This is a genomic window from Candidatus Eisenbacteria bacterium, assembly GCA_035577985.1.
Taxonomy (GTDB): Bacteria; Desulfobacterota; Binatia; order DP-6; family DP-6; genus DATJZY01.
On sequence record DATJZY010000003.1, the window covers coordinates 14,546 to 36,955 of the forward strand.

The 22,410-nt window shown below is 71.9% G+C and carries 22 protein-coding genes; 4 read left to right on the forward strand and 18 right to left on the reverse strand.

Annotated features, from left to right (window positions below; translation table 11 throughout):
- The first annotated feature begins 37 nt into the window (after positions 1 to 37).
- Positions 38 to 1,528 (forward strand): hypothetical protein, encoded by a 1,491-nt coding sequence (locus tag VMS22_00125; protein HXJ32415.1) that lies wholly within the window; start codon positions 38 to 40, stop codon positions 1,526 to 1,528.
- A 21-nt stretch (positions 1,529 to 1,549) separates the two neighbouring features.
- Here the strand turns inward: VMS22_00125 and VMS22_00130 are convergent, their stop codons facing one another.
- The 11 genes from VMS22_00130 to VMS22_00180 are packed head-to-tail and all read right to left on the reverse strand — an operon-like array spanning position 1,550 to position 14,667.
- Positions 1,550 to 7,165 (reverse strand): carboxyl transferase domain-containing protein, encoded by a 5,616-nt coding sequence (locus tag VMS22_00130; GenBank protein HXJ32416.1) that lies wholly within the window; start codon positions 7,163 to 7,165, stop codon positions 1,550 to 1,552.
- Entirely contained in the window at positions 7,162 to 7,749 is a 588-nt protein-coding gene (locus VMS22_00135; protein HXJ32417.1) for a 4'-phosphopantetheinyl transferase superfamily protein, read from the reverse strand. The genes VMS22_00130 and VMS22_00135 overlap by 4 nt, the downstream gene beginning before the upstream one ends.
- Positions 7,736 to 8,494 (reverse strand): lysophospholipid acyltransferase family protein, encoded by a 759-nt coding sequence (locus VMS22_00140; GenBank protein HXJ32418.1) that lies wholly within the window; start codon positions 8,492 to 8,494, stop codon positions 7,736 to 7,738. The genes VMS22_00135 and VMS22_00140 overlap by 14 nt, the downstream gene beginning before the upstream one ends.
- 5 nt (positions 8,495 to 8,499) lie before the next feature.
- Positions 8,500 to 8,745 carry a phosphopantetheine-binding protein gene (locus tag VMS22_00145; GenBank protein ID HXJ32419.1) on the reverse strand — a complete coding sequence of 82 codons (246 nt, stop codon included), beginning with the start codon at positions 8,743 to 8,745 and terminating at the stop codon, positions 8,500 to 8,502.
- A gap of 28 nt (positions 8,746 to 8,773) precedes the next feature.
- Positions 8,774 to 10,054, reverse strand: coding sequence for a beta-ketoacyl-[acyl-carrier-protein] synthase family protein (locus tag VMS22_00150; GenBank protein ID HXJ32420.1), 1,281 nt, complete (start codon positions 10,052 to 10,054; stop codon positions 8,774 to 8,776).
- On the reverse strand, positions 10,051 to 10,500 hold the full coding sequence (locus VMS22_00155) for a 3-hydroxyacyl-ACP dehydratase FabZ family protein (protein ID HXJ32421.1): 450 nt from the start codon (positions 10,498 to 10,500) through the stop codon (positions 10,051 to 10,053). The genes VMS22_00150 and VMS22_00155 overlap by 4 nt, the downstream gene beginning before the upstream one ends.
- A complete protein-coding gene (locus tag VMS22_00160; GenBank protein HXJ32422.1) occupies positions 10,493 to 11,221 on the reverse strand; it encodes an SDR family oxidoreductase in 729 nt (242 codons plus the stop codon). Before VMS22_00160 ends, VMS22_00155 begins: the two co-directional genes overlap by 8 nt.
- Positions 11,218 to 11,796, reverse strand: coding sequence for a bifunctional 3-hydroxydecanoyl-ACP dehydratase/trans-2-decenoyl-ACP isomerase (gene fabA / locus VMS22_00165; GenBank protein ID HXJ32423.1), 579 nt, complete (start codon positions 11,794 to 11,796; stop codon positions 11,218 to 11,220). The genes VMS22_00160 and fabA overlap by 4 nt, the downstream gene beginning before the upstream one ends.
- Positions 11,793 to 12,788 carry a ketoacyl-ACP synthase III gene (locus VMS22_00170; protein HXJ32424.1) on the reverse strand — a complete coding sequence of 332 codons (996 nt, stop codon included), beginning with the start codon at positions 12,786 to 12,788 and terminating at the stop codon, positions 11,793 to 11,795. Before VMS22_00170 ends, fabA begins: the two co-directional genes overlap by 4 nt.
- On the reverse strand, positions 12,785 to 13,726 hold the full coding sequence (locus tag VMS22_00175) for an SDR family oxidoreductase (GenBank protein HXJ32425.1): 942 nt from the start codon (positions 13,724 to 13,726) through the stop codon (positions 12,785 to 12,787). Before VMS22_00175 ends, VMS22_00170 begins: the two co-directional genes overlap by 4 nt.
- Positions 13,723 to 14,667 (reverse strand): ACP S-malonyltransferase, encoded by a 945-nt coding sequence (locus VMS22_00180; protein ID HXJ32426.1) that lies wholly within the window; start codon positions 14,665 to 14,667, stop codon positions 13,723 to 13,725. Before VMS22_00180 ends, VMS22_00175 begins: the two co-directional genes overlap by 4 nt.
- Positions 14,668 to 14,785: 118 nt before the next feature.
- Between VMS22_00180 and VMS22_00185 the strand changes: the two genes are divergently transcribed.
- The gene (locus VMS22_00185; GenBank protein ID HXJ32427.1) at positions 14,786 to 15,430 is read left to right on the forward strand and encodes a TetR/AcrR family transcriptional regulator; all 645 of its coding nucleotides are present in this window, start codon (positions 14,786 to 14,788) and stop codon (positions 15,428 to 15,430) included.
- Here VMS22_00185 and mce read toward each other — a convergent pair.
- Entirely contained in the window at positions 15,427 to 16,245 is an 819-nt protein-coding gene (mce, locus tag VMS22_00190; GenBank protein HXJ32428.1) for a methylmalonyl-CoA epimerase, read from the reverse strand. The genes VMS22_00185 and mce overlap by 4 nt on opposite strands.
- 88 nt (positions 16,246 to 16,333) lie before the next feature.
- Between mce and VMS22_00195 the strand changes: the two genes are divergently transcribed.
- Both VMS22_00195 and VMS22_00200 read left to right on the forward strand, forming a co-directional pair.
- Complete coding sequence (locus tag VMS22_00195) at positions 16,334 to 17,113, forward strand: SDR family oxidoreductase (GenBank protein ID HXJ32429.1); 780 nt, start codon at positions 16,334 to 16,336, stop codon at positions 17,111 to 17,113.
- Between the two features lie 71 nt (positions 17,114 to 17,184).
- Positions 17,185 to 17,892 carry a TylF/MycF/NovP-related O-methyltransferase gene (locus VMS22_00200; protein HXJ32430.1) on the forward strand — a complete coding sequence of 236 codons (708 nt, stop codon included), beginning with the start codon at positions 17,185 to 17,187 and terminating at the stop codon, positions 17,890 to 17,892.
- 19 nt (positions 17,893 to 17,911) lie between these two features.
- Here VMS22_00200 and VMS22_00205 read toward each other — a convergent pair whose 3' ends face one another.
- From VMS22_00205 to VMS22_00230, 6 genes are all read right to left on the reverse strand, one after another.
- Complete coding sequence (locus VMS22_00205) at positions 17,912 to 18,559, reverse strand: OmpA family protein (GenBank protein ID HXJ32431.1); 648 nt, start codon at positions 18,557 to 18,559, stop codon at positions 17,912 to 17,914.
- Between the two features lie 48 nt (positions 18,560 to 18,607).
- Positions 18,608 to 19,084: a PaaI family thioesterase gene (locus VMS22_00210; protein HXJ32432.1), complete on the reverse strand. Its 477-nt coding sequence runs from the start codon at positions 19,082 to 19,084 to the stop codon at positions 18,608 to 18,610.
- 3 nt (positions 19,085 to 19,087) lie between these two features.
- Positions 19,088 to 20,137, reverse strand: a complete 1,050-nt coding sequence (locus VMS22_00215; GenBank protein ID HXJ32433.1) for a CoA ester lyase — start codon at positions 20,135 to 20,137, stop codon at positions 19,088 to 19,090.
- An 8-nt stretch (positions 20,138 to 20,145) separates the two neighbouring features.
- Positions 20,146 to 20,367: a hypothetical protein gene (locus VMS22_00220; protein ID HXJ32434.1), complete on the reverse strand. Its 222-nt coding sequence runs from the start codon at positions 20,365 to 20,367 to the stop codon at positions 20,146 to 20,148.
- Between the two features lie 3 nt (positions 20,368 to 20,370).
- The gene (locus VMS22_00225) at positions 20,371 to 21,279 is read right to left on the reverse strand and encodes a CoA-binding protein (protein HXJ32435.1); all 909 of its coding nucleotides are present in this window, start codon (positions 21,277 to 21,279) and stop codon (positions 20,371 to 20,373) included.
- An 84-nt stretch (positions 21,280 to 21,363) separates the two neighbouring features.
- A partial coding sequence (locus tag VMS22_00230) for a right-handed parallel beta-helix repeat-containing protein (GenBank protein ID HXJ32436.1) occupies positions 21,364 to 22,410 on the reverse strand: 1,047 nt, incomplete at its 5' end.

Sequence of the window (22,410 nt, forward strand, 5' to 3'; positions counted from 1 at the left end):
TCGCTATGGCGTGACGGACACGCCGGGGAGGTTTGGAATGAAGCGTTCGCTAGTGTCGTTGGTGGTCGCTCTGGTCGCGATGTCGGCCTCCGCAGGCGCGGAGGTCATGGGCGGCGGCCCCGCCCGCACCGACTGTCTGGGCGCGTGGCAGGTCACCACACCCGAGACGAAGGCCAACCGCGGTGCGGTCGGCATCGATTGTCAGGACGGCGATCCCGCCTGCGACGTGGACGGCGCGGTGAACGGCGTGTGCGCGGTCGGCATCTCCGCGTGCGTCAATCGTGAAGGCGTCGCCGGATGCGCGGCCGACGTCGTGACTGGCGTCACGTTCAACCGCCGCGCTTCGCAGCTCGGCGTGACGGCGCCGGTCCTTCCCGCCGGCGCGTCGGCGTGCGGCGAGGCGACGATCGTCTCGCTTCCCCTTCGCCAGACCCCGCGCGGCTACAAGCCGTCGCGTCCGGTGATGCTCGCCATGACGGTGAAGGGCGCGTCGACCGACCGCGATCGTGTCCGCCTGCGCTGCGTGCCGAACGGCGGCGCCGGACAGTGTCCGGCCAATCCGGCGGGCGGCCCGCGCGAGCTCAACATGGTGGTCGCGGCGAGTGGGACCGACCTCGACAACGGTGTCAGCGGCAACTCGCACAACTTTCCGGTGCCGTCCGGATCGACGCTCCGCATGTGTCTCACGGACTGCGACGCCGCGACCGACTCGGTTTGCGTCCAGGACGAGGCCGCGACCGACGTGGTGAAGAGCCCGACCTTCGGCCCGCCGATCCCGCTCTTCAGCGCCGGCGCGCCGGTGTGCATCGTGAACCGCTTCGCGACGCCGAGCTTCACCGGCGGCGTCGCCGATCTCGCCTCGGGCGCGGTCGCCGGCGACCTCCACCTGCTCACCGACGTCTACCTCACGACCGCGACCGGCATCTGCCCGCGCTGCTCGGCGAGCGCGCCCGGCAAGGCGGGAACGTGCGACTCGGGCCGCCGTCAGGGCCAGGCGTGCCGCACCGAGAGCCTCCTCGACGTGAAGCTGACCTCCGGGCACGACGGCTACGCGCTGTCGTCCGACTGCCCGCCGACGGGCGCGCCCGTCGGCACGCTCACCCTCACCCTGCCGGTCACGACGGCCAGCTCGACGCTTCCGGGGCCGCTTCCGTGCGGCGCCAAGGTGAACGACGCGTGCGGGACGGGGACGTGCGACGCGGCCTGCACCGGAAGCGCGTGCGTCGCGACCACGCCCGACGGCCAGTGCGTCGACGCGAAGGGCGGCGTCAGCCAGGTATGCTGCTCGAACAACACCCAGACCCCCTGCTTCCCGACCGGCAGCGGCGCCGGCGCGATCGTGCGCGTGGGCGGAGCGGCCGTGCCGCAGCCCGCGTGGCCCGACCCGACCTATCCCAAGACCGCCGGCGCGACGCTCGTCGCGACCTTCTGCGAGCCCGCCACCGGATCGAACGTGGTCGACTTCGTGAGCGGCCTTCCCGGCGCGGGTGCGCTCGTGCTCCCCGTGACGCAGACCTGGGTTCCCTGAGCAGGCGCGAGCGGAACACCGTCAGAACCGAAGGCGGGGCACCTCCACGGGTGCCCCGCCTTCGTCATTTCGGGGTTCCGACCCGAAGGCCCCCACGCCGCTCGCCGCGCGATGGAGCGCCAGAATGAGCGACGGGCGGAGCAGGCGTGGCGAGACGACGGCGTCGAGCGAGCCGACGCGGCAGGCGCGCTCGACCGTGTGGACCGCGTCGAACTCGGCCGCGACCTCTGCCTGGGCCGTTCGCACGGCCTCGGCGAGCGCCCGCTCGTGCCCATCGCGTACGGCCGCCGTCGATCGGCGGCGCAGCGCGTCCCGCCAGCGAACCACTTTCGGGTCGCGCGCCGCGCGCGCGCGAACCTCACGCGTGAAGATCACCGTCGCCGCCGGCGCACCGCCGATCACCGATGCGTAGGATCCTTCGAGCGCGATCGCTCCCAGAGCGTCGTTCAGGGATTTCGAGAAGACGACGTAGGCGCCGCCGTGGTAGCGCGAGACGACCACGAACAGGAGCGGTCCTGCGAACCGGACGACCGCGCGCGCGATCTCGGCGCCGTGCTCGAGCTGCAGGCGGCGCAGCGACTCCGGCGACCCGTCGAAGCCGGAGAGGTTCGCCAGGATCACGGCCGGCCGGTTGCCGCTCGCCGCGTTGAGGGCGCGCGCCACCTTCTTCGACGATTGCGGAAAGAGCGTGCCGCCGGTCCAGGTCTCGGGACCATCGGCGGGCCGATGGCCGTCGCGCGGCAGCGAATGGCTCTCGATGCCGATGAGTGAGATCGGCATCCCGCCCAGGTGGGCGTCCCACACGATCGCGGTCTCCGCGCCGGCCCACGAGCGCCACCGCTCGAGGTGCCCGCCGTCCTGGTCGATCACGGCCTGCATCACCGGCCGCATCGCGAACGGGCGCTTGCGGCCGGGATTGGTCGCGTCGTCGAAGATCTCGCCCACGGTCGCGAAGCCGTGACCGTGGACGGCGGGGTACGGCGCGGCCGTGACGTCGCGCGTGAACGGGTCGCTCGTGGCCTGGAGGCGCGGCGCGGTCTCACCCGGGACGACGTAGGTGTGCCGGTAGTGCTCCTCGACGACGCGCAGCGCGGCGGCGAGGTCGCCCGCGTAGTACTGCGCCTCGCCGTTCGGTCCCATGATGCGCTCGAAGCCGCCGAGCGCGACCTCGTCCTCGGCCGCGACGCTGCCCGACGCTTCGAGCGCCGCGCGCCCGGTGAGCACCATCGACGCGTCCGGCGTCATGACGAGCGCGCCGCGCGTGTGGCCGAGCATGGTCGCGAGCGCGTTCCAGTAGCTCTGCGCGCCGACGTTGACGCCGTACACTACGACGTGCACGACGCCGCCCGCCTCGGTGAAGGTGACGATCCGGCGGGCGACGCGCGCGGTGGCGTCGAGGTTCTCGGTTCCGCTGTCCATCGCGATGCGCGCTCCGCTCGATACCGGAATCCACTCGACCGGGAGCCCGCACGCTTCGGCGAGATCGAATGCCGCCACGATGCGGTCGCATTCGGCCGCGGCGAGGGCTCCCATGTCGCGCGTCGGGTCCGAGAGGATGAGGACCCGCCGCAACCCCTCGGGCACCTTGTCGGTCGGCGTGCTGAGCACGCCGAAGACGATGCCCGCCTGGTTTCGTCCGTACGGCCGTCCGGCGACGGACGCCGCGCGCGGTGCCGGGGCCGTCGGATCGAGGTCGTACTCCTCGAAGCTGGCGGCGGTCGGATGGCCGTTGCGCCGCGTGAGCATGCGCAGGATCTCGTACGGATAGACGAGGCGGCGCCGGCGCGCCTCGACGACGTTGCGCTCGTAGTCGCCCGCCGGCTCGAGCGGCGCCGTCCGCGGCTCGCGGATCGCCGTCTCCATGTGGGCGCCCGTGAGGTCGCTCACCACCACCTCGATCGGGACGACGCCGGCCGGGCTTCCGAGCCGGAGCTGGACGATCACCTTCTCGAGGCCGAGGTGGCGGGTGGCCGGGGCGAGCCGCCGGGCGATCTGGTCGACCGCCTCGCGATCGAGCGCGACGGCCGGCGCGAGGTCGACCACCAGCCGGTTCCAGTGCAGGCGCCGCCGCGGATCGCGGAGGCTGCGGGCCGCGCGCAGGAGCGCCGTCGCCTGATGGAACTGGCGCTCGAAGGCCGCGACGTGCAGCGGGGTATCGCCCCCCTCGCCGGTGTCGCGCCCGCGGACCTGCGCGAGCACGAACAGGCGCTCGTCGTCGGGAACGGTGCGGCTGCGCCCCCAGAAGCAGTAGACGTCCTCCGCGCCGGGCAGGCGCTCCAGCGCGAAGGTCCGCAGGCGATCGTATCCGATGCGCGATGCGACCTCGGGGTGCAGGTCGAGGAGATCGGGAACTTCGCAGGCGCCGGCCCGTGCGCGAGCGAGCGTGCGGTGCATGTCGTCGTCCCCGGGCCGTACGAACGAGAGCGTGCATCGCGGGGCGGGCAGCAGGGCCGACGCCGCCGCCGCGGCGGCGGCCACAACCGCGTCGACGTCGACGGCGTCGCCGCACGGCACGATCAGCTCGATGGCGTCGACCGCGTCGCGCGCCATGATCCGTCCCGCGGCGATCGCGCCGCAGATGCGCCCGAGCTCGGCTCCGACGGCGGACGGCGCGCTCACCCCGCCGACCACGACGCGCCCGTCCATGAGCTCGACGTGCGCGAGGGACGCCAGGCCGTCGTTCGCCGTACGCGCGGTCGCACCCGAGGGCGCATAGAGCCGGAGCAGGTACGCCATGAGCGCGAGGTTCCGCCGCCCCGGATCCTTCTCCAGCAGCCAACGTCCCACGCGATCGAAGACGCCGCGGGGCATCGCGGCGAGATCCAGCAGGACGTCGTGCGGCACGTCGGCGTGGGCGACGGCGGCGTCCATCCACGGCGCGATCCGCTGCGCCGCGTGCTCGGCGCGCCGCGCGGCCGCGGGCGCCTCGAAGATCGCGACCTCGGTCTCGATGGCCGCGTCGGCGAGCGCGTCGGACACGAGAGCGCGCATGGCGGAGATACGCCTGAGCGCGTCGGCGAGCGTCGCGTCGGTGGCCAGGTCAGCGCCGGCGACGGCGCCGAGACAGCGCAGCACCGCACGCACGAGCTGGCGTCGTAGCTCGGATACGTTCTGGGTGGCGAGGAGGCGGAGCATCGCCCGCTCGAGCGCGTCGTGGTGGACGAGCGACGTGACGCCGTAGCGCGCGAGCGCCGTGCGCAAGAGGGCGAGAAAGGATTCGGGCACGCCCGCGCCGCCGGCGCGCATCCGGCGCACGTACGCGCGCAGCCGCGCGGCGTTGGACGGGTCGACCGTTCCCTCGCCGGCGAGCTTCGGCGCGGTGAGGAAGAGCTGCTCCACGTCGGCGAACAGGACGACCTCGTCCCGTAGCGCCGCGAGCTCCGACCGGGTCGCGGCCGAAAGGGGCGCCGTCTCGGTCGATTCGAGGAACGTCACGAGGGTCGCCACGCGGGCGGCGTCGACGTCGTAGCCACGCAGTACCGCGCCGATCTCTTCGCGCAGGGTCTCGACGGCGGCCCGGCGCTCGCCCGCGGCGGCGCGATCGAGGACGGCGAGGCTCGCGGGCGCGGCCCGCGGATCCCCCGAGCCCAGCTCGAGCAGCTCGGCCGCGGGCTCGATCCCGATGCGGGGGCCCGCGGCATTCCCGGCGGCCGCGCCGGAAGACGCCGGCTCGATGACGACCAGGACGTCACGGGCGGCGACGCGCTCGCCGCTACGGACGCGGACCTCCGCGACCACCCCGGCGACCGGCGCCACGAACCCGATCTCCATCTTCATCGCTTCGAGGAGACCCAGCACCTGACCCGCCTCGACCGTGTCGCCGGGGGCCACCTGGATGGCGACGACGAGCGCGGGTGTCGGGGCGCGAACGTGCCCCGTCGTCTCCCAGCCGAAGCGATATGGCCGCCCGTCCAGCTCGAGACGCAGGCCGACCTCGGTCGCGTCGTAGACGATGCGCCTCGTGCGGCCGGGCAGCTCGAGGCGGGCGAGATGTCGCTCGCCTTCGCGGAGCGTGGTGACCACCGCCCGCCCGTCCATGTGCACGCGATATCGCCACGCGCCGAGCGCGAACACCGTCAGCCGATAGGCGGCGCCCTCGAACGAGAGGTCGATCTCCTGGCCGGCCGACGCAGGTACCCGGCTCTGCGGCATGCTCGCGCTCTCGGCGAAGAAGCTCCGGCGCGCTGCATGTCGCCGGCGCTGGTAGGCGAGGATCGCGGCAGCGACGAGGGCGTCGGCCGCGTCGCGGTCGCCGCTGCGCGCGGAGCCATCCTCGGCGCGACGGCGGTCGACCCAGCCGGTGTCGACACCGCCGGCCCGGAATTCCGGCGACTCGAGGAGGTCGATCAGGTAGCCCGTGTTGGTGGCGCCGCCTTCGATCACGAGTTCGAGGTCGCGCAGGGCGCAGACGAGGCGGCTGCGCGCCTCCTCGCGCGTCGCGCCGGTGGCGATCACCTTCGCGACCAGCGAATCGAAGGCGGGCGGGACCACGCTCCCGGCGGCGATACCGCTGTCGACGCGAACCCCGGGTCCGAGCGCCGGATCGAAGCGCGCGACGCGCCCGGGCGAGGGCAGGAACCCGGCGTCGGGATCCTCGGCGCAGACCCGTGCCTCGATCGCGACGCCGCGCGGAGGCGGTGGCCCCATCACGATGCGCTCGCCGCGCGCGATCCGGATCTGGAGCTGGACGAGATCGAGCCCCGTCGTCGCCTCGGTGATCCCGTGCTCGACCTGCAGGCGCGGGTTCATCTCGAGGAAGCATGGCTCGGTGTCGGTGACCAGGAACTCGACCGTGCCGAGTCCCGTGTAGCCGACCTCGCGTCCGAGACGGACCGCCGCCGCGGCGAGCTGCGCGGCGAGGTCGGACGACAGATCCGGCGGCGGCGCCTCCTCGATCACCTTCTGATGGCGCCGCTGCACCGAGCAATCGCGAGTGCCGAGCGCGACCACGCGGCCGTGCAGGTCGCCGGCGATCTGGACCTCGACGTGCCGCCCGCGCACGACCTTGCGCTCGAGGAAGAGACGGCCGTCGCCGAACGCGGCCTGCGCTTCGGCGGCGGCCGAAGCGAACGCCGCGGGTAGCGCCGCCGGATGGTCGACGATCCGGATGCCGCGCCCGCCGCCGCCGGCAGCCGCCTTCACGACCAGCGGATAGCCGATCTGCTCGCCGACACGCGCGGCCGCTTCCGCATCGGCGACGACTCCGCCGCTCCACGCCGCGACCGGAACGCCCGCGCGCTCGGCGAGCTGCTTCGCCGCGATCTTGTCGCCGAGCGCCCGCATCGCGGCGCTCGACGGGCCGAGGAAGCGCATGCCTGCGGCCACCACGCGATCGGCGAATGCGGGATCCTCGGCGACGAAGCCCCATCCGGGCCAGACCGCGTCGGCGCCGGCGCTGCGGAGCGCGGCCATCACGATGTCGTGGTCGAGGTAGGCGCGCACCTCGCCGCCGGAGGTCGCCAGGCGGACGGCGGCGTCGGCATGGCGCACGAACGGCGCGTCGCGATCGACGTGGGTGTAGAGCACGGCGATCCGGAGGGACGAGCCCTCCTGCGCGCGCAGGGCCTTCACGGCGCGCACGCAGCGCATGGCGGCTTCGCCGCGGTTCACGACCCCGATGCAGCGGATGGGCGTCACGCGTCCCTCGCCGGCAGGGCGCACGCGAACGAGACGAAGCGTCCGTGGTGCGCCAGGGAGAGGTCGGCCGCGGCGGGGGCCCCGTCGATCCACAGCGCGGGCACGCGCCCGTGGCGATGGATCGCGAGACGCTCGGGCGCGACGCCAAGCACGGGCGCGAGGCGGGCGATGGCGAGACGGCGGGCGGCCGCGCTGGGTGACGCCCCGGCGTCGATGCGTGCCACGGCGGCGCAGGTGCGTCCCGCGGCGCCGGCAGAGTGCGCGACGGCATGGACGTGATCGCCGTCACCCCGGAGCTCGACGCGGAAGCGGCGTCCTGCGGCGTGGACCGTCACGTCGCCGCCGGCCTCCGGCTCGACGACGAAGCACGACGGCGAGAACACGGTCGCCGGTACCTCCTTGCGCGCAGCCTTGTAGGCGCTCTCCTTCGCCGCCCACAGAATCCAGCGCAGCCGCTCGGGTTCTCGACTCATCCCGAGCAGCGCGCGCTCGCTCGGGTCGAACACGCGCGCGTCGAACCGGGGATGGCGCGTCCCGACTGCGGTCTCCTCGTCGGCGAAGTCCACGACGTCATCGCCGATCATCGAAGTGTCTCTGCTCGAGGATGCTGAGGGTGCGGGTCACCTGCTGCGCGAGATCGCGGGCCCGCCGCATGCCCTTCAGCTCCGAGGTCGGTCGCAGGCATTCGACCTGCACCCGAAAGCGATCGGCCCGAACCGGCAGGTCGCTGAATCCCTCCTGCCGCTCGCCGCGCAGGTAGACGCACAGGACGCGACACCCGGGCAGCGCGGCGATCACGCGCCCCACCCCGTACGCGGCGCTTTCCTCCTCCACCGCTCCGCTCCGGCTCCGCCCACCCTCGGGGAAGAGGAGGACGACCTCGCCTCGCGCGAGCAGATGGACGAGCTGCGCGAGCACGCGGCCGATCTCGGCGCGGTCGCCCCCGCGCGTCACGGGAACGCATTTCATGAGGTAGACGAGGACCCGCGAGACGGTCGAGGCGGCGAAGTTCTGGCGCTCGGGCACGTTCCAGGGAAGGGCGGCATAGTCGAGCAGGAACCACCAGGGCGAGCCGAGGGCCCAGGCGACGAGCGCCGAGTCGACCAGCGTCAGGTGGTTCGCGCAGACGAGCAGGGGATCGCCCGAACGCCGCAGGTCGCGGTAGACGCGACGCGCGTCGTCCATACCGTCGATCCGCCATCCGAAGCCGAAGCGCATGAGAGCGACCGTCACGGGCACCCACAACGGGGAGAACAAGCGGCCGACGCAGCGTTGGAGCGCGAGGCCGCCATCGCCCTGCGCCGTGGTCCTCGTCGTCTCGCCCGCCACGCGGGCTAGAGCTTCGAGGAGATCAGCCGGACCGCGTCCCCCACGGTGTTGACGGCGTCGACGTCGTCGTCGGCGATCTCGATGCCGAACTCGTCCTCGAAGGCGAGCACGACGTCGACCAGGCGCGCCGAGTTCACCTTGAGATCGTCCAGGATGTGCGTCGTCGGCCCGATCGCCGCCAGCGCCTCGCCGTTCTTGGCGTAGGGGGTGAGGATCGTCACCACTTTGGTCATCACGTCGGTTTCGCTCATGCTTCGTTCCTCCTCCTGTGTTCGCGCCTCATCCCATCCACTTGCCGAACAGGACGCACGCATTGACGTCGCCGAAGCCGAACCCGGCTTTGATGAGGACCCGCAGGTCCGGCATCTCCCGGGGGGCGTGCGGAATGGCTCCGGCGAACGGGGTGATTTCGGGATGCACGTCCTCGCAGTTGATGGTCGGATGCAGGAAGCCCTTCTCGACCATCAGCACGCTGGCGACGCTCTCGATGCCGCCCGCCGCGCCGAGCCCGTGGCCGATCAGCGACTTCGTCGACGTGATCGGGGGCAGCGTCGCCGGCGAGCGCTCGAGCGCCGCCGCCCACGAGCGGACCTCGCGCGGATCCGCGCCGGTCGCGGTCAGGTGGCCGTTGATCGCGCCGACGGCCTGCGGCACGACGCCGGCGTCGTCGAGCGCAGCCCGAATGCAGCGGCGCACGCCGTCGGGGTTGGGCGCCGTCATGCTGCCGCCGCCGCGGTGACCACCGCAGTTCACGGCCCCCCCGAGCACCTCGGCACGGATGTGCGCGCCGCGCTCGAGCGCGCTCTCGAGCCGCTCGAGGAGCAGCACGCCCGCGCCGGCCGCGGGGACGAAGCCCGCCGCGGACGCGCTCATCGGTCGCGACGCGCGCTCCGGCGCGTCGTTCGAGGCGCGCGTGAGCACGCGCATCGCATCGAACCCGGCCCAGATGTAGGGGCTCGCGCCCTCGGACCCGCCGCACAGCATGCGGTCGGCGCGGCCCGCGCGGATGCGCTCGACGCCTTCGACGATCGCCTCCGTGCCGGTGCTGCAGGCGCTCGAGTTCGTCGTCACCTGGTTGCCGAGCGCGAGCAGCCCCGCGACGCGCGCCGAGATCCCGCTCGCCATCACCTGCTCGACGACCGTGCTGCCGAGACGGCGGAGCTTGCCGCCGTCGGTCAGCGGCACGACCCGCTCGCCGATCGTGTCCATGCCGCCGATGCCCGTCCCGAGGACGGCACCCGCGCCCCAATCGACCGCGTCCTCGCCCGCGGCGGGCCGGCGAAGCCCGGCGTCCTCCCATGCCTCGACGGCAGCGAGGCACGCGTAGCGATGGTTCGAGTTCATCGCCAGCACCTCGTCGGGGTCGAAGATCGCGGCCACGCGCTCGTCGACGCCGTCCGGCACGCCGGCCACCTGGCAGGCGAACCCGAGCTCGCGCAGCTTGGGGACGGCGCGCACGCCGGATCGCCCGTCGCGCAACGCGCGCTCGAAGCCGGCGACACCGACGGCGTTGGGTGCGACCACGCCGAGGCCCGTCACGACCACCCGGTGCCGCGTCATGCGGGAACTCCCATTCCCGAGAGCGTTCCGTGGCAGACCACCCTGCCGTCCTCGAGCTGCATCTCGACCTCGGATCGAAGGAGCCGGCGCCGGAAGAGCAGCTTGCGGCCGCGGATCACCACGCGCGCGCCGGGCCGCACGATGCCCGTGAACTCCACCGTCGCGTCGGTGAACAGCGTGAGCAACGGACCCGTGGTCGCCGGCTCGGAGCCGAGCAGGTAGATGCCGTGTGCCACCACGCCCGCCTGCGCCATGGCCTCGAGGAGGAGCACGCCCGGTGTGATCGGATTGCCCGGGAAGTGCCCGCCGTAGAACGCGGCGTCGGGGGAAAAGCGGCAGGTCGCGACGATGTGGTCGGCGTCCAGCTCGAGGATGTCGTCGATGAAGCGGAAGGGGGGGCGGTGCGGCACCGCGGCCAGCACCTCGGCGGGCGTGAGGTCAGCCACCGTAGAGCCCTCCGTTCACGTGCAGCACCGAGCCGTTCACGTAGTTCCCTCGCGTGGCGAGGAAGGCCACCACGTCGGCCACCTCCTCCGCCGTCCCCATGCGACCCAGCGGGACGCGCGCCAGGATCGCGTCGCGCGCCTCGTCGGGCAGCGTCGCCGTCATGTCGGTCGCGACGAACCCCGGCGCGACCGAGTTCACCAGGATCGCGCGGCCGGCGAGCTCCTGCGCGAGCGACTTGGTGAGCGCGTCGAGCCCCGCCTTCGCCATCGTGTACGGCACCTGGCCCTGGTTGCCCGTGTGGCCGACGACGCTCGTGATGTTGATGATGCGGCCCGTGCCCTGGCGCAGCATGAACTGGCGCAGCACGAGCTTGGTCAGGTACCAGGTGCCGCGCGCGATGCCGGCGACGGCGTCGTAGTCGTCGAGGCTCATGCGTGGGGTCGGCGCGTTGCGGTTGCAGCCGGCGTTGTTGACCAGCACGTCCACGCGTCCCGCGCGCTCTTTCAGGGTCGCGACCAGCGCATCGATGTCGCTCGTCACGGCGAGGTCGGCGCGCACGGTGAAGGCGTCGCCGAGCTCGGCGGCGAGCGCCTGCGCCGCCGCTTCGCTGCCGCGATAGTGCACCACCACGCGAAAGCCGTTGGTGGCGAGCGCGCGGCAGCAGGCGGCGCCGATGCCCGTGCCACCGCCGGTCACGAGCGCGACGGGGCGATCGCTCATGCGGCGCTCCCGTTGGTGCGGGCGGCGGAGCGTTCGGCGTCGGCGAGGTTCCGGAAGAGACCGACGCGCGCGCCGCGCAGCGTGTAGATGGGCGTGTCGTCGACCGACACGGTCGCGTCTCCGATTGCGAGCGTGGCCGTGCCGTCGGCGACCGCGGCGCAGCGCCGGACGTCGACGGCATAGCGCACCGTGCGATCGTGCGGGCGGATCTGACCGTCGAATGCGATCTCGCCGCACCCGAGCGCCCGCCCGGCGCCGAGCCCGCCGCGCCAGGCGCAGAAGAAGCCGATCAGTTGCCAGACGGCATCGACGCCGAGGCAGCCGGGTTGCACCGGGTCGCCCGCGAAATGGCACGCGAAGAACCAGTCGTCGGGACGGACGTCGCGCTCGCCGACGATCGTGCCGCGCGCGCCGTCCTGGCGGACGTCGACGATGCGGTCGACCATGAGCATCGGCGGAAGCGGGAGCCGCGTCGCGAACCCCGCCGGCGGGTCGTCGATCAGGCGCCCGTGTGCGAAGGCGAGCAGCTCCGGGAGCGCGAAGGACCGGCGCGATCGGAACTCGGCGTGGGTCATGCCGCGGCCCCGAAGCGCAAGAGGTAGCTCGACCAGGTGAGACCGGCGCCGACACCGACGACCGCGACGTCGTCGTCCGCCGACCAGTCGTCCCATCGCATCGAGAGGACGGACGGCGCCCCCGCGCCGGCCGTGTTGCCGAACCACTCCACGTTCGCGTGGTGCCGATCGTCCGGGATGTCGCACTGCCGGCAGACGGCCTCGAGCATGCGGAGATTCGCCTGGTGTCCGACGAACCGAAAGCGCCGCCCCTCCTGCCGGTAGGCGTCCTGGAGGTGTCTCAGGAGCTGCGCCGTCTTCTTGATCGCGAACATCTGGACGACGCGTCCGTCCTGGCGGAAGTGGCCCGTCCGCGGGACGACCACGCGTTCGGCGCCCTCCGGGCTCGAGACGAGCGTGCTCTCCACGATCGACGCGCGGCCCGGCACGGTGGTCGAGACCACGGCGGCGATCGTGCCGTCGCCCCACAGGACGGCCGAGGCGCGATCGGTGTAGTCGACGGCGCGCGTGACGGCCTCCGCGACGACCAGCAGCACGAACGGCGGGAGCGCGTCGGGCCGCATGAGGGAGAGCAGGTGGAGCTGCGCGAAGAAGCTCGTGCAGGCCGAGTTGACGTCGAGCGCCGGCGCCTCGATGCCGAGCGCGTGCGCGATGTTGCAGGCTTCGGCGGGTGTCGCCGTGTCCATGACCGACGAGCCGGCGATGACCAGGCCGATGTCGGCGGCGCCGATGCCGGCACGCCCGAGCGCCATCTCGGCGGCGCGCCGTCCCGCGTCGGCGTGCGTGTAGAGCGTCGCTTCCTGGGCGCCGCGCGGGTCGCGGTTGCGGGTCGAGCGGATGTAGTCGAGCGGCAGCGTCGTGCGGCGCGAGCGGATGCCGACGCGCTCCATGATCCACGCGTCGGTCGTGCCGAGATCGAGCCCTTCGAGGAAGTCGTTCGTGATCTCGTTCTCGGGATGGAAGTGCCCGAGGCCGTGCAGGAAGACCGTCACGCGACCGCTCCCGCCACGTGCTCGCCGCCGTCCACGCGCAGGATGGCGCCGTTGATCCACGCCGCCTCGTCGGAGGCGAGCAGGAAGATCGCGTTCGCGACGTCGCGCGGCGTGGTCAGACGGCGAAACGGGTTCCGCAGCCGCGCTTGCGCCGCCAGGTGATCGTGGCCGGGAATGGCGCGCAGCGCCGGCGTGTCGGTGATGCCCGCCTGGACGATGTTCGAGCGCACGCCGTACGGCGCGAGCTCGACCGCCATCGCCCGCGCCACCGACTCGAGCACGACCTTCGCCGCGGCCACGGCGGCGTAGCCCTTCCACGCGACGGTGTTGCCCTCGCTGGTCAAACCGACGACGCGCGCGTCGTCGGCGAAGAGGCGGCGCGCGAGCAGCGCCCGGGCCCACGTGACGAGGCTCGTCCCCATGCTGTCGATCGTGCGCTGGAAGTCCTCCTCCTCGAGGAAGGCGCCGCTCGGATACGCGGGCGCCTCGGCGAGCGGCCCCAGGACGTCGAAGCCTTCGCCGAACAGGCGGTTCACCGTGGTCGCGAGGTGCTGCGCGTCGATGCCGAGCGCCTCGGCGAGCCGGCCGATCGCCGGCCGCTCGACGGGAGGATCGGGCAAGAGGAGCTTCAGGTTGCCGAAGGCGATCGAGTGCAGCAGGACGCGAACCCGTCCGTCGGGACCCAGGGCGTCGGCGAGACGTGCGAGGCACTCCTCGCGCATCGCCGGATCGAGCGCGTCGACGTTCATGGTGACGAGCGAGACGCCGTGGCGGCGGATCTGGTCGAACTCCGGCTCGATGCGCGCCATGGCGCCGCGCCGGTCGCGGTGCACGATGAAGCAGTTGAGACCGTGCTCGGCGAGCTTCTGCGCGGTCGCGAGACCGAAACCGCTCGAGCCGCCCAGCACCACCACCCATTGATGCGCGGCAAATCTCACGCCGCCGCCTTGGCCGTCGCGACGCGCTCCGCGGAGCGGATGTCGATGATCGAGTGGACCGCCACGCCGATCGCCTTGAAGAAGGCGCGCAGCGGGCGTCCGGGACCGATCTCGATCACGGTCGTCGGCCCCTCGGTCAGCGCGCGCATGTTGTCCTGCCAGCGTACGGTGCCGCTGATCTGCCGGACGAGTCGGGCGCGCAGCAGGGTCGCGTCGGCGTCGTGGAAGCCGCCCGTCAGGTTCGACGTCACGGACGCGGCGCCGGCGACGTCGAGCTGCGCGCCCGCGAGCACGGCCTCGAACGCGGGCTCGATCGGCGCCATGAGCGGCGAGTGGAACGGAGCGCTCACGTCGAGCGCGACCAGCCGGAGGGCGCCGCCGGCATCGCCGAGGCGGCGCTCGGCTTCGCAGACGTCCTGGGCTCGTCCCGACAGGACGACCTGCTCCGGGGAGTTGTCGTTCGCGATCGTGACCTCCAGGCCCTGGATGGCCCGCGCGACGATGCCCGGATCGAGCCGCTCGCCGATGACGGCGGTCATCCGCCCCACCCCCACGGGGACGGCCCGCTGCATGAGGCGGCCGCGCTCGCGCACGATGCGGACCGCATCGGCCAGCGGGAGCACGCCGGCGGCGACGAGGGCCGTGTACTCGCCGAGGCTGTGGCCGCCGAACCGCGTCGCGACGAGGCCGTGTGCCGCCCGGAGGCCGCGGAGCATCGCGATCTCGGTCGCGAGGATGGCCGGTTGGCCGTACTCGGTGAGGCTCAGCCGATCGTCGGCCTCGAAGCAGAGCGCTCGCAGATCCAGGCCCAGGGCCTCGGACGCCTCGTCGTAGACCCGCCGGCTCTCCTCGAAGCGCTCGTCGAAGTCCCGGCCCATCCCCGGTCGCTGGGACCCTTGGCCGGGAAAGACGATGGTAGTAGGGGAGGAATCGGGGGCCATTCGGTGCGGACTCGCGTTTCACCGGAGATGAGCGAAAAACTGACCAACGTCAAGTATGCCACCACGAATTTATCGTATGACAACGAGAGACACTCGTGTTACTGAGTATTTAGGTGACATGACCAGCGTTCAGAAAATTGCACGCCGCCCGCCCTCGCGGGCCGACGGGACGCGATCGCGCCCCGGCAGCGACGGCGCGAAGCGCAGCGAACGCACCCGGGCTGCGATCCGCGAGTCCGCCAACGCGCTCTTCCTCGAGCAGGGGGTCGACGAGACGACCGTCGACGCGATCTGCGCCGCGGCCGGCGTCTCCAAGGGGACCTTCTACCTGTACTTCCATCGCAAGGAGGACCTCCTGCTGGAGTACGGGCTGCAGCGGCTGCGCCGCATCCGCGACATGCTGCCGGCGCTGATCGCACGCGAGACCTTCCGCGACGCGCTCACCGCGATCCTCGACGAGGTCGTGCGCGGCAAGGACTGGGGACGCGAGGTGACCGGTCGCGCCATCCTCGAGATGGGAACGAGCGCCGAGCGCCTACCGGTCGATGCGCCGCACAAGCTGATCCAGCCCCTCGTCGAGATCGGCCAGGCGCGCGGCGAGATCCGCCGCGACATTCCGAGCGACGCGCTGGCGCACTTCGTCCTGCGCTCGATCCTGGGCGCGCTGCGCGACTGGGGACTCGGCGCCGACGCCGTCGACCGCGAGACGGCGCTCAACTACGCGCTCACCCTCGTCTTCGACGCGATCGGTGCGCGCGCCTAGCGCGCGCGTTCGATACGGAGCGGCACGCCGTGGCAGCGTGCGGCGTCGAGCCGGAGGCCATCGCCGGCAGGGTGCGCGCCACGGGCGGTGAGCGCCGGCGCGGCGGCTGCCGGATCGGGGACTTCGAGCACCAGCGCCGCGATACCCTCGCCGCCGCGCTCGAGCTCGCCGCGAAGCGCCACCGCCTCGGCGCCGGTCGACGACGGATCGTCACCCACGAAGCAGAGCCGGACGCCACCGACCGTCACGGCCGCCGTCACGGCGCCGGGACGCGCGGCGGCGTCGTCCATCGCGAGCCCGAGCTTCGCGTGGAACACCTCGGCGGCCGCTCGCGCGTCGTGGCTGCGTGCCGTCACCTCGCGGAGCGCGAGGCCGTGCAGGGCGCCCTTGCCGCACGGACCGTGATGGTGCGAGCGGGGTGGTGGCGTCGCGAACTCGGTCAGGACGCCGCGCGTGCCCTTCGGGTGCAGGAAGCAGATCATGCCGGCGAGGCCCTTGCGCGGCGCCTCGTCGATGAGCGGAAATCCCGCCGCCCGCGCCGCGGCGAGCTCGGCCCCGACGTCGGGCGTCTCGAAGCACACGTGATGCAGGCCCTCGCCGCGCTTCTCGAGGAACTTGGCGACGCCGCCCTTCGCGTCGACCGGCTCGAGCAGCTCGATCTCGCTGCGACCGATCGGGAGCAGCGCCGCCTTGACGCCCTGATCGGCGACGGTCGCCTGAGCGGAGACCTCGAGACCGAACACGTCGCGCCAGAGGGCGAGGCCGTCCTCGATGCGTTTCACGACCAGCCCGACGTGATGCACGCGAGTGAGCATCGGTCTCGCCTAGCACGACGCCGCGACGCGATGCCACCACGCGCACGGGCGTTGACGCGCGCGACCCTGCGGCGGAGACTCCGGGCCCATGTCGAAGGGCACTCCCGTCGCGATCGTGACCGGAGCCAGCCGCGGCATCGGCAAGCGCCTGTGCGCCGATCTCGCCGTGGCGGGCTACGACGTCGTGTGCACCGCACGGACGTCGAGCGCGGCGCCGGGCAAGCTCCCCGGTACGGTCGAGGAGACCGCGGCCGGGGTCGAGCGGGCGGGACGCCGCGCCATGGCGCTGGCGCTCGACGTACAGGACGAAGAAGCCGTCGCCGGCCTCGCCGAGCGCGTCTATCGCGAATGGGGGCGCTGCGACCTGCTGATCAACAACGCGGCCGTCGCGCCGCCCAAGCCGGCGCTCGACGACTCCGTGCGGCGGTGGCGGCTCGCCGTCGACGTCAACCTGAATGGTCCCTTCTACTGCATGTACCATCTCTGTCCGCGCATGGCGGCCGCCGGCGGAGGCCGGGTGATCAACGTCTCGTCGGGAGCCGCCGTGACGCCGTCGTTCGGCCGCGCGAGCTACACGGCGACCAAGCTCGCGCTCGAAGGGATGACCGAAGCGCTCGCGCACGATCTCGCGGGCCGCGTCGCCGTGAATTGCATCCGGATCGACATGCCGATCTGGACCGAAGGCTTCGACGCGACGCTACCGGCCGACTTCGATCGCTCGTGGTTCGAGGACGCCGTCATCATGACGGACGCCGTGCTCTGGCTCGCCACGCAGGATCTCGACTACACCGGAAGGATCCTGACGCTGGGCGAGCTTCGCGCCCGCGGCGTCGTCCGCGCACCGACCAAGGTCGCCGCGCATCCGTAGAGCGCTCCCCCCGTCGCATGCGCCGAGGACCCGGATCGCTCTACCGACGAAGCCTGTCGGTCCGGTACGCCGTGGGTCGCGATCGGCGCGCGATCCTGGCCTTTCTGCGGGCGAGCTATCCGATCGCGATCCCGCTCGGGACGCGCCTCGACCTCGTGCGGCGGTTCCTGCGCATCACGAACCACGTGCGGACCTACCATACGCAGGCCGAGGTCCTGGCGGTCGCCGACCGCGTGCTGCGGCTCGCGGGTCGTCCCGATCTCACGGTGCTCGAAGCCGGCGCCGGAAAAGGCGGGGGAACGGCGAAGCTCAGCCTGGTCGCCCGCCTCGCCGGCGCGCGCCTCGTCGTCTGCGACTCCTTCCGGGGCGTGCCGCCGAACGCCGAGCGCCACGAGAACATCTACGGGCGACCGGTGGAGTTCCGCGAGGGCGCGTTTCGCGGGACCCTCTCGCTGGTGCGTCGCACCGTGCGTCGCTTCGGAGCGCCGGAGGCGTGCGAGTTCGCCAAGGGATGGTTTGCCGACACGCTGCCGGGGCTCACTCGACCGCTCGACGTGGTGCTGCTCGACGTCGATCTCATCGAGTCGACGCGGACCTGCGTGCGTTGGCTCTATCCGCGGCTGCGAGCGGGCGGGGCGCTGTTCTCGCAGGACGGACACCTGCGCGCCACGATCGAGCTGCTCGGCGACGCCCGCTTCTGGTCGGACGACGTGGGCGTCGCGATACCGGAGATCCGTGGCCTCGGGCGTGCGAAGCTGGTCGAGATCGCGCGCTGCTAGGAGTCTTGGGTCGGCCCCCCTAGTCGACGACGAGCTCGACGCGACGGTTGCGGGCGCGTCCCGCTTCCGTGCCGTTGTCGGCGATCGGATGGGTCTTGCCATAGCCGCGCACCGTGAGACGGCTCGGGCTGATGCCGTCATTCACGAGCGCGTCGGCCACCGTGCGAGCACGGCGTTCGGACAGGCCCAGGTTGTACTTGTCGCTACCGATCGAGTCGGTGTAGCCGCCCACCTCGACGTGGATCGTCGGGTTGCTCTTCAGGATCTGGGCGGCCTCGGTGACCTTGGCCCGACCCGCAGGCGTCAGGGTCGACTTGTTGAGCTCGAAGTTGGGGCCCGGGATGTCGGCGATCTTCGTGCCCTTCGCCGGCGGCGGAGGAGGCGGCGGAGGCGGAGCGCCTTCCTTGGGGCAGGCGTAGTGGCCGATGAGATAGCCGATGAGGCCACCGCCGACGAAGCCACCGCCGGTGCCCGCGGCGATCTCACCCGAGTCGCCACCCGTCCCGCCCTCGAACTCGCCCACCAGCACGCCACCGAGCGTTCCGCCGACGACGGCTCCGCTGGCGGTCGTGATGGCCTTGCAGAGCGTCGGGTGGTCGCGCATCGCCGTGCAGCCACCCAGCACCAGGGAGACGATCGCCGCCAAAGCCGTCCGTTTCGTCACCATGCCCTCGATCCGAACTTTCGCCGACCCTGGCTCTCGTCGTCGGTGGCGCTATGGCGCCTTTGGCTTGGTAGGCATCTCGCGCACCGTCTCGCCCGCGAGCTCGGTGCCGGGATCCAGGCAGAGCAGCCGCACGCGTCCGGTGGAGACGATGCGGCCCGCCTCGTCGCGCGACGTCGCCTCCCAGAGCTGAACCCGCCGGCCCCGGGTGATGGGCTTCGCCGTGATCGTGATCTTGCCCTCGCGCACGGCGCGCACGAAGCTCGTGTGGTTCTCGAGCCCGACGACGCTCTGGCCGCGCGCCATCGCGTCCATCGCGGCCCCGGTGGAGCAGACGGCCTCGACGACACCGCAATGGACGCCCCCGTGGACGATGCCGTACGGCTGCCGGTGGACGGGACCGACGTCGTACTCGACCACCACCTCGTCGCGCGTCGCCCGCACGTAGCGGAAGCCCATGGCGGCGTCCCAGCCGGCCTTCCACTGGGCGCGCAGCTCTTCCGGATCGAGGGGAGGTCGATCGGGCATGGGCTAGAGGCCGTACGCCTTCTTCAGGTCCGGGTCCTTCCGGGCAAGCAGCTCGGCCAGGCTCACCATCACCTTGCACTGCTTCCAGGTGGCGTCGTCCTGCATCTTGCCGTCGATCATGTGGACGCCGCGGCCGTCGGGAATCGCCTCGAGGACCTTCTTCGCGAACAGCACTTCGTCGATGGGCGGGCTGAAGACCTTCTTCGCGATCGCGATCTGGTTCGGGTGCAGCGACCACGCGCCGACGCAGCCGAGCAGGAAGGCGGCGCGGAACTGGTCCTCGCAGCCGAGCGAATCGCCGATGTCGCCGAACGGCCCATAGAAGGGCAGGCACCCCATCGCAGTGCAGGCATCGACCATGCGCGCGATCGAGTAGTGCCACGGATCCTGCTGCGCCGTCGGGCGCGGTGCCTCCGGGTGCTGCTTGTCGGGATCGCTGCGGACGAGATAGGCGGGATGGCCGCCGCCGACGCGGGTCGTCTTCATGCGACGGGACGCGGCGAGGTCCGCCGGGCCGAAGCTCACGCCCTGCATGCGCGGGCTCGCGGCGCAGATCTCTTCGACGTTGGTCACGCCGAGCGCCGTCTCGAGGATGGCATGGACGAGCAGGGGGCGCTGCAGCTTGTGCTTGGCTTCGAGCTGCGCCAGCAGCCGGTCGACGTAGTGGATGTCCCATGGCCCCTCGACCTTGGGGACCATGACGACCGACAGGCGCTGTCCGATCGCGCCGACGAGCGTCGTGAGGTCGTCGAGACACCACGGCGAGTCGAGGCTGTTGATACGCGTCCACAGCGGCGTGTCGCCGAGATCGACCTCGCGGCCGACGCGAACGAGGCCCTCGCGCGCCGCGACCTTCTTGTCCGCGGCGATCGCATCCTCGAGGTTTCCGAGCAGGATGTCGGCCTGTCGCGCGAGATCCGGCAGCTTGGCGGCCATCTTCTCGTTCGAGGGATCGAAGAAGTGGATCATGCGCGAAGGGCCGAACGGGATCTCGCGCACCGGCTCGGGCGCGCCGAGCGCCAGCGGCTTCAGAAAGTCGCGCGGACTACGCATGGAGGCTCCTACTCGTACAGCTTCACGACCTGCACGGTGCCGCGCGGGGCCGCCTGGACGCAGAGGTCGCACAGCGTGCACTCGTCGAGGTTGTCCTCGACGATCTGCAGCGCGCCGTCGGTCGCCTGCTTGAAGATGTTGACGGGACAGACCTCCACGAGCTTCTTCGCGAGCGCCGCGTCCTTGGCGACCTCGGGGGCGACCTTCACGTCGATGAACATGCCCGGCATGGCTCAGGCTCCCACGGTGGCGAGGCGCTCCTTCAGGAGCGCGGGGATCTCTTCGATGCGCTCGGCCACCGAGATGCCGGCGGCGCGCATGCGCTCGATCTTGTCGGCGGTCGTGTCGGCCTTGCCTTCCACGATGGTGCCCGCGTGACCGAAGCGCATGCCGGGCATCTCGTCCATGAAGCGGCCCGCCATGAAGGCGACGATCGGGAGGCGCGACTTGTGCTCGCGGACCCAGTCGGCGAGCTCGGCCTCCATGCGGCCGCCGGGCTCGGAGTAGATCGCGATGGCCTTCGTGTCGCGATCGGCCTCGAAGAGCGGCATCAGCTCGGCGTAGGTCGAGCCGATGACGGCGTCGCCGCCGATCGACACGCACGTCGATTGGCCGAGGCCCGCGGCGGAGAGCGTGTTCGCGATCTCCGTCGTCATGCCGCCGGACCTGGACATGACGCCGATCGGCCCCTTCTTGAAGGCCCGGCGCACGTTCACGGCCGGTCCCCCGAGGCCGCCCACCTTCGCCTCGTCGGGCGAGAGGACGCCCAGGCAGTTGGGACCGATGATGCGCGCGCCACGGAGCTTCGCGAACTCCACCATCTGCGCCACCTCGCCGCGCGGGATGCGCTCGGTGACGATGACGACGAGCTTCACGCCGGCGTCGATCGCCTCGAAGACGGCGTCGCGCGTGAAGCGCGGCGGGACGGTGACGATCGACGCGTCGACGTGCCGTGTGCTCGTGATGTCGCGCACGCAGTCGTGGACCGGCACGCCGTACACGTCGCGTCCGGCGCGTCCGGGCGTGACGCCGCCGACGATCTTGGTGCCGTAGTCGAGCCCTTCGCGCGTGAGGTTCACCGCCTCGCGGCCCGTGATCCCCTGGATGATGACGGTGGTGTCCTTGTTGATGAGGATCGACATGCGTGGCGGCGACGGGCGGAACGCCGAACGGCCCGGGCACGTAACATGCGCCGTCGAGCAGGGTCAAGGGAAGGCGAGCGCAGGCTACTGCGGCGCCACCGCGCGATCGAGGTTGTCGAGCGCCGTCGTGGCCTTTGCCTTGGCCTTGTCGAGCTTCTTGCCCGCCTTGGCCTTGGTGACCTTCTTGACGGGCTTCTTGGTCTTCTTGGCGAGCTTGTCGAGCTTCGCCTTGGGATCGACGAGTACGAGCTGGGCCTTGAATTGCTTGACGTATGCCGCGAACCCACCCACGAGGTTGATGAGCTCGGTTTCCAGCGCCTTGTCGGATGCGTCGCCGGTGAGGGCGCGGAGGATCGTTCTCGCGCGCTCGATTCGGGCTTTCAGCTCGCCGTTCACGAGACAGTCGGCGACACCGTTGGGAAGCGCGACGTCGACGTCGGGCACGCCGCACCCGCAGGTGCCGGGAATCACCTTGGCGGGATCGGTGGGACACAGGTCCAGGAACTCCACTGCTCCGATGTCGCAGACGACGGTGCCGTCGCCGTTGCCGTCCGTCGGCCGGACCTGGCCCCGCTGATCGGTGGCGGGACACTCGACCGGGTTGCCGCCGTCGATCGCGGCGCTCGCAGCCGCGGGAAGGTGCGTGAACGTCGGGCCGCCGTTGTCGGCGAGCGGCCCGAGCTGCGGATCGACGGTGCGGTCGTTCGGGCCGGCGAGACCGCACGATCCGTCGGAGTCGATGTTGAAGTCGCCCGAGACGGGTAGGGCCGTTCCGGCGCAGTGGCCGCCGGCAGCTCCGCTGAGGATGGAGCTCGTGAGCGTGAGCGGGCCGGTGTCACTGAAGATCTGGCTGCCGGTTGGCGCGGCGTTGTCGCCGAACGTCAGGTTGCGGAAGGTGAGGTTCCCGAAGGCTTGGATTCCTCCGCCGCTCGACTCGGCAGCGTTGCCCGAGACCGTCACGTTGGTCAGGGTCGAGGGAAACCCCGCGCCGATCAGCATGCCGCCACCGGTGCCCGGATTCCCCACCGCCCGGTTGTTCGAGATCGTCGAGTTGGCAACCGCCAGCATGAGACCGGCACCGACGGCGCTCAAGCCGCCCGCCTGAACCGCGACGTTGCCGTCGATGGTCGA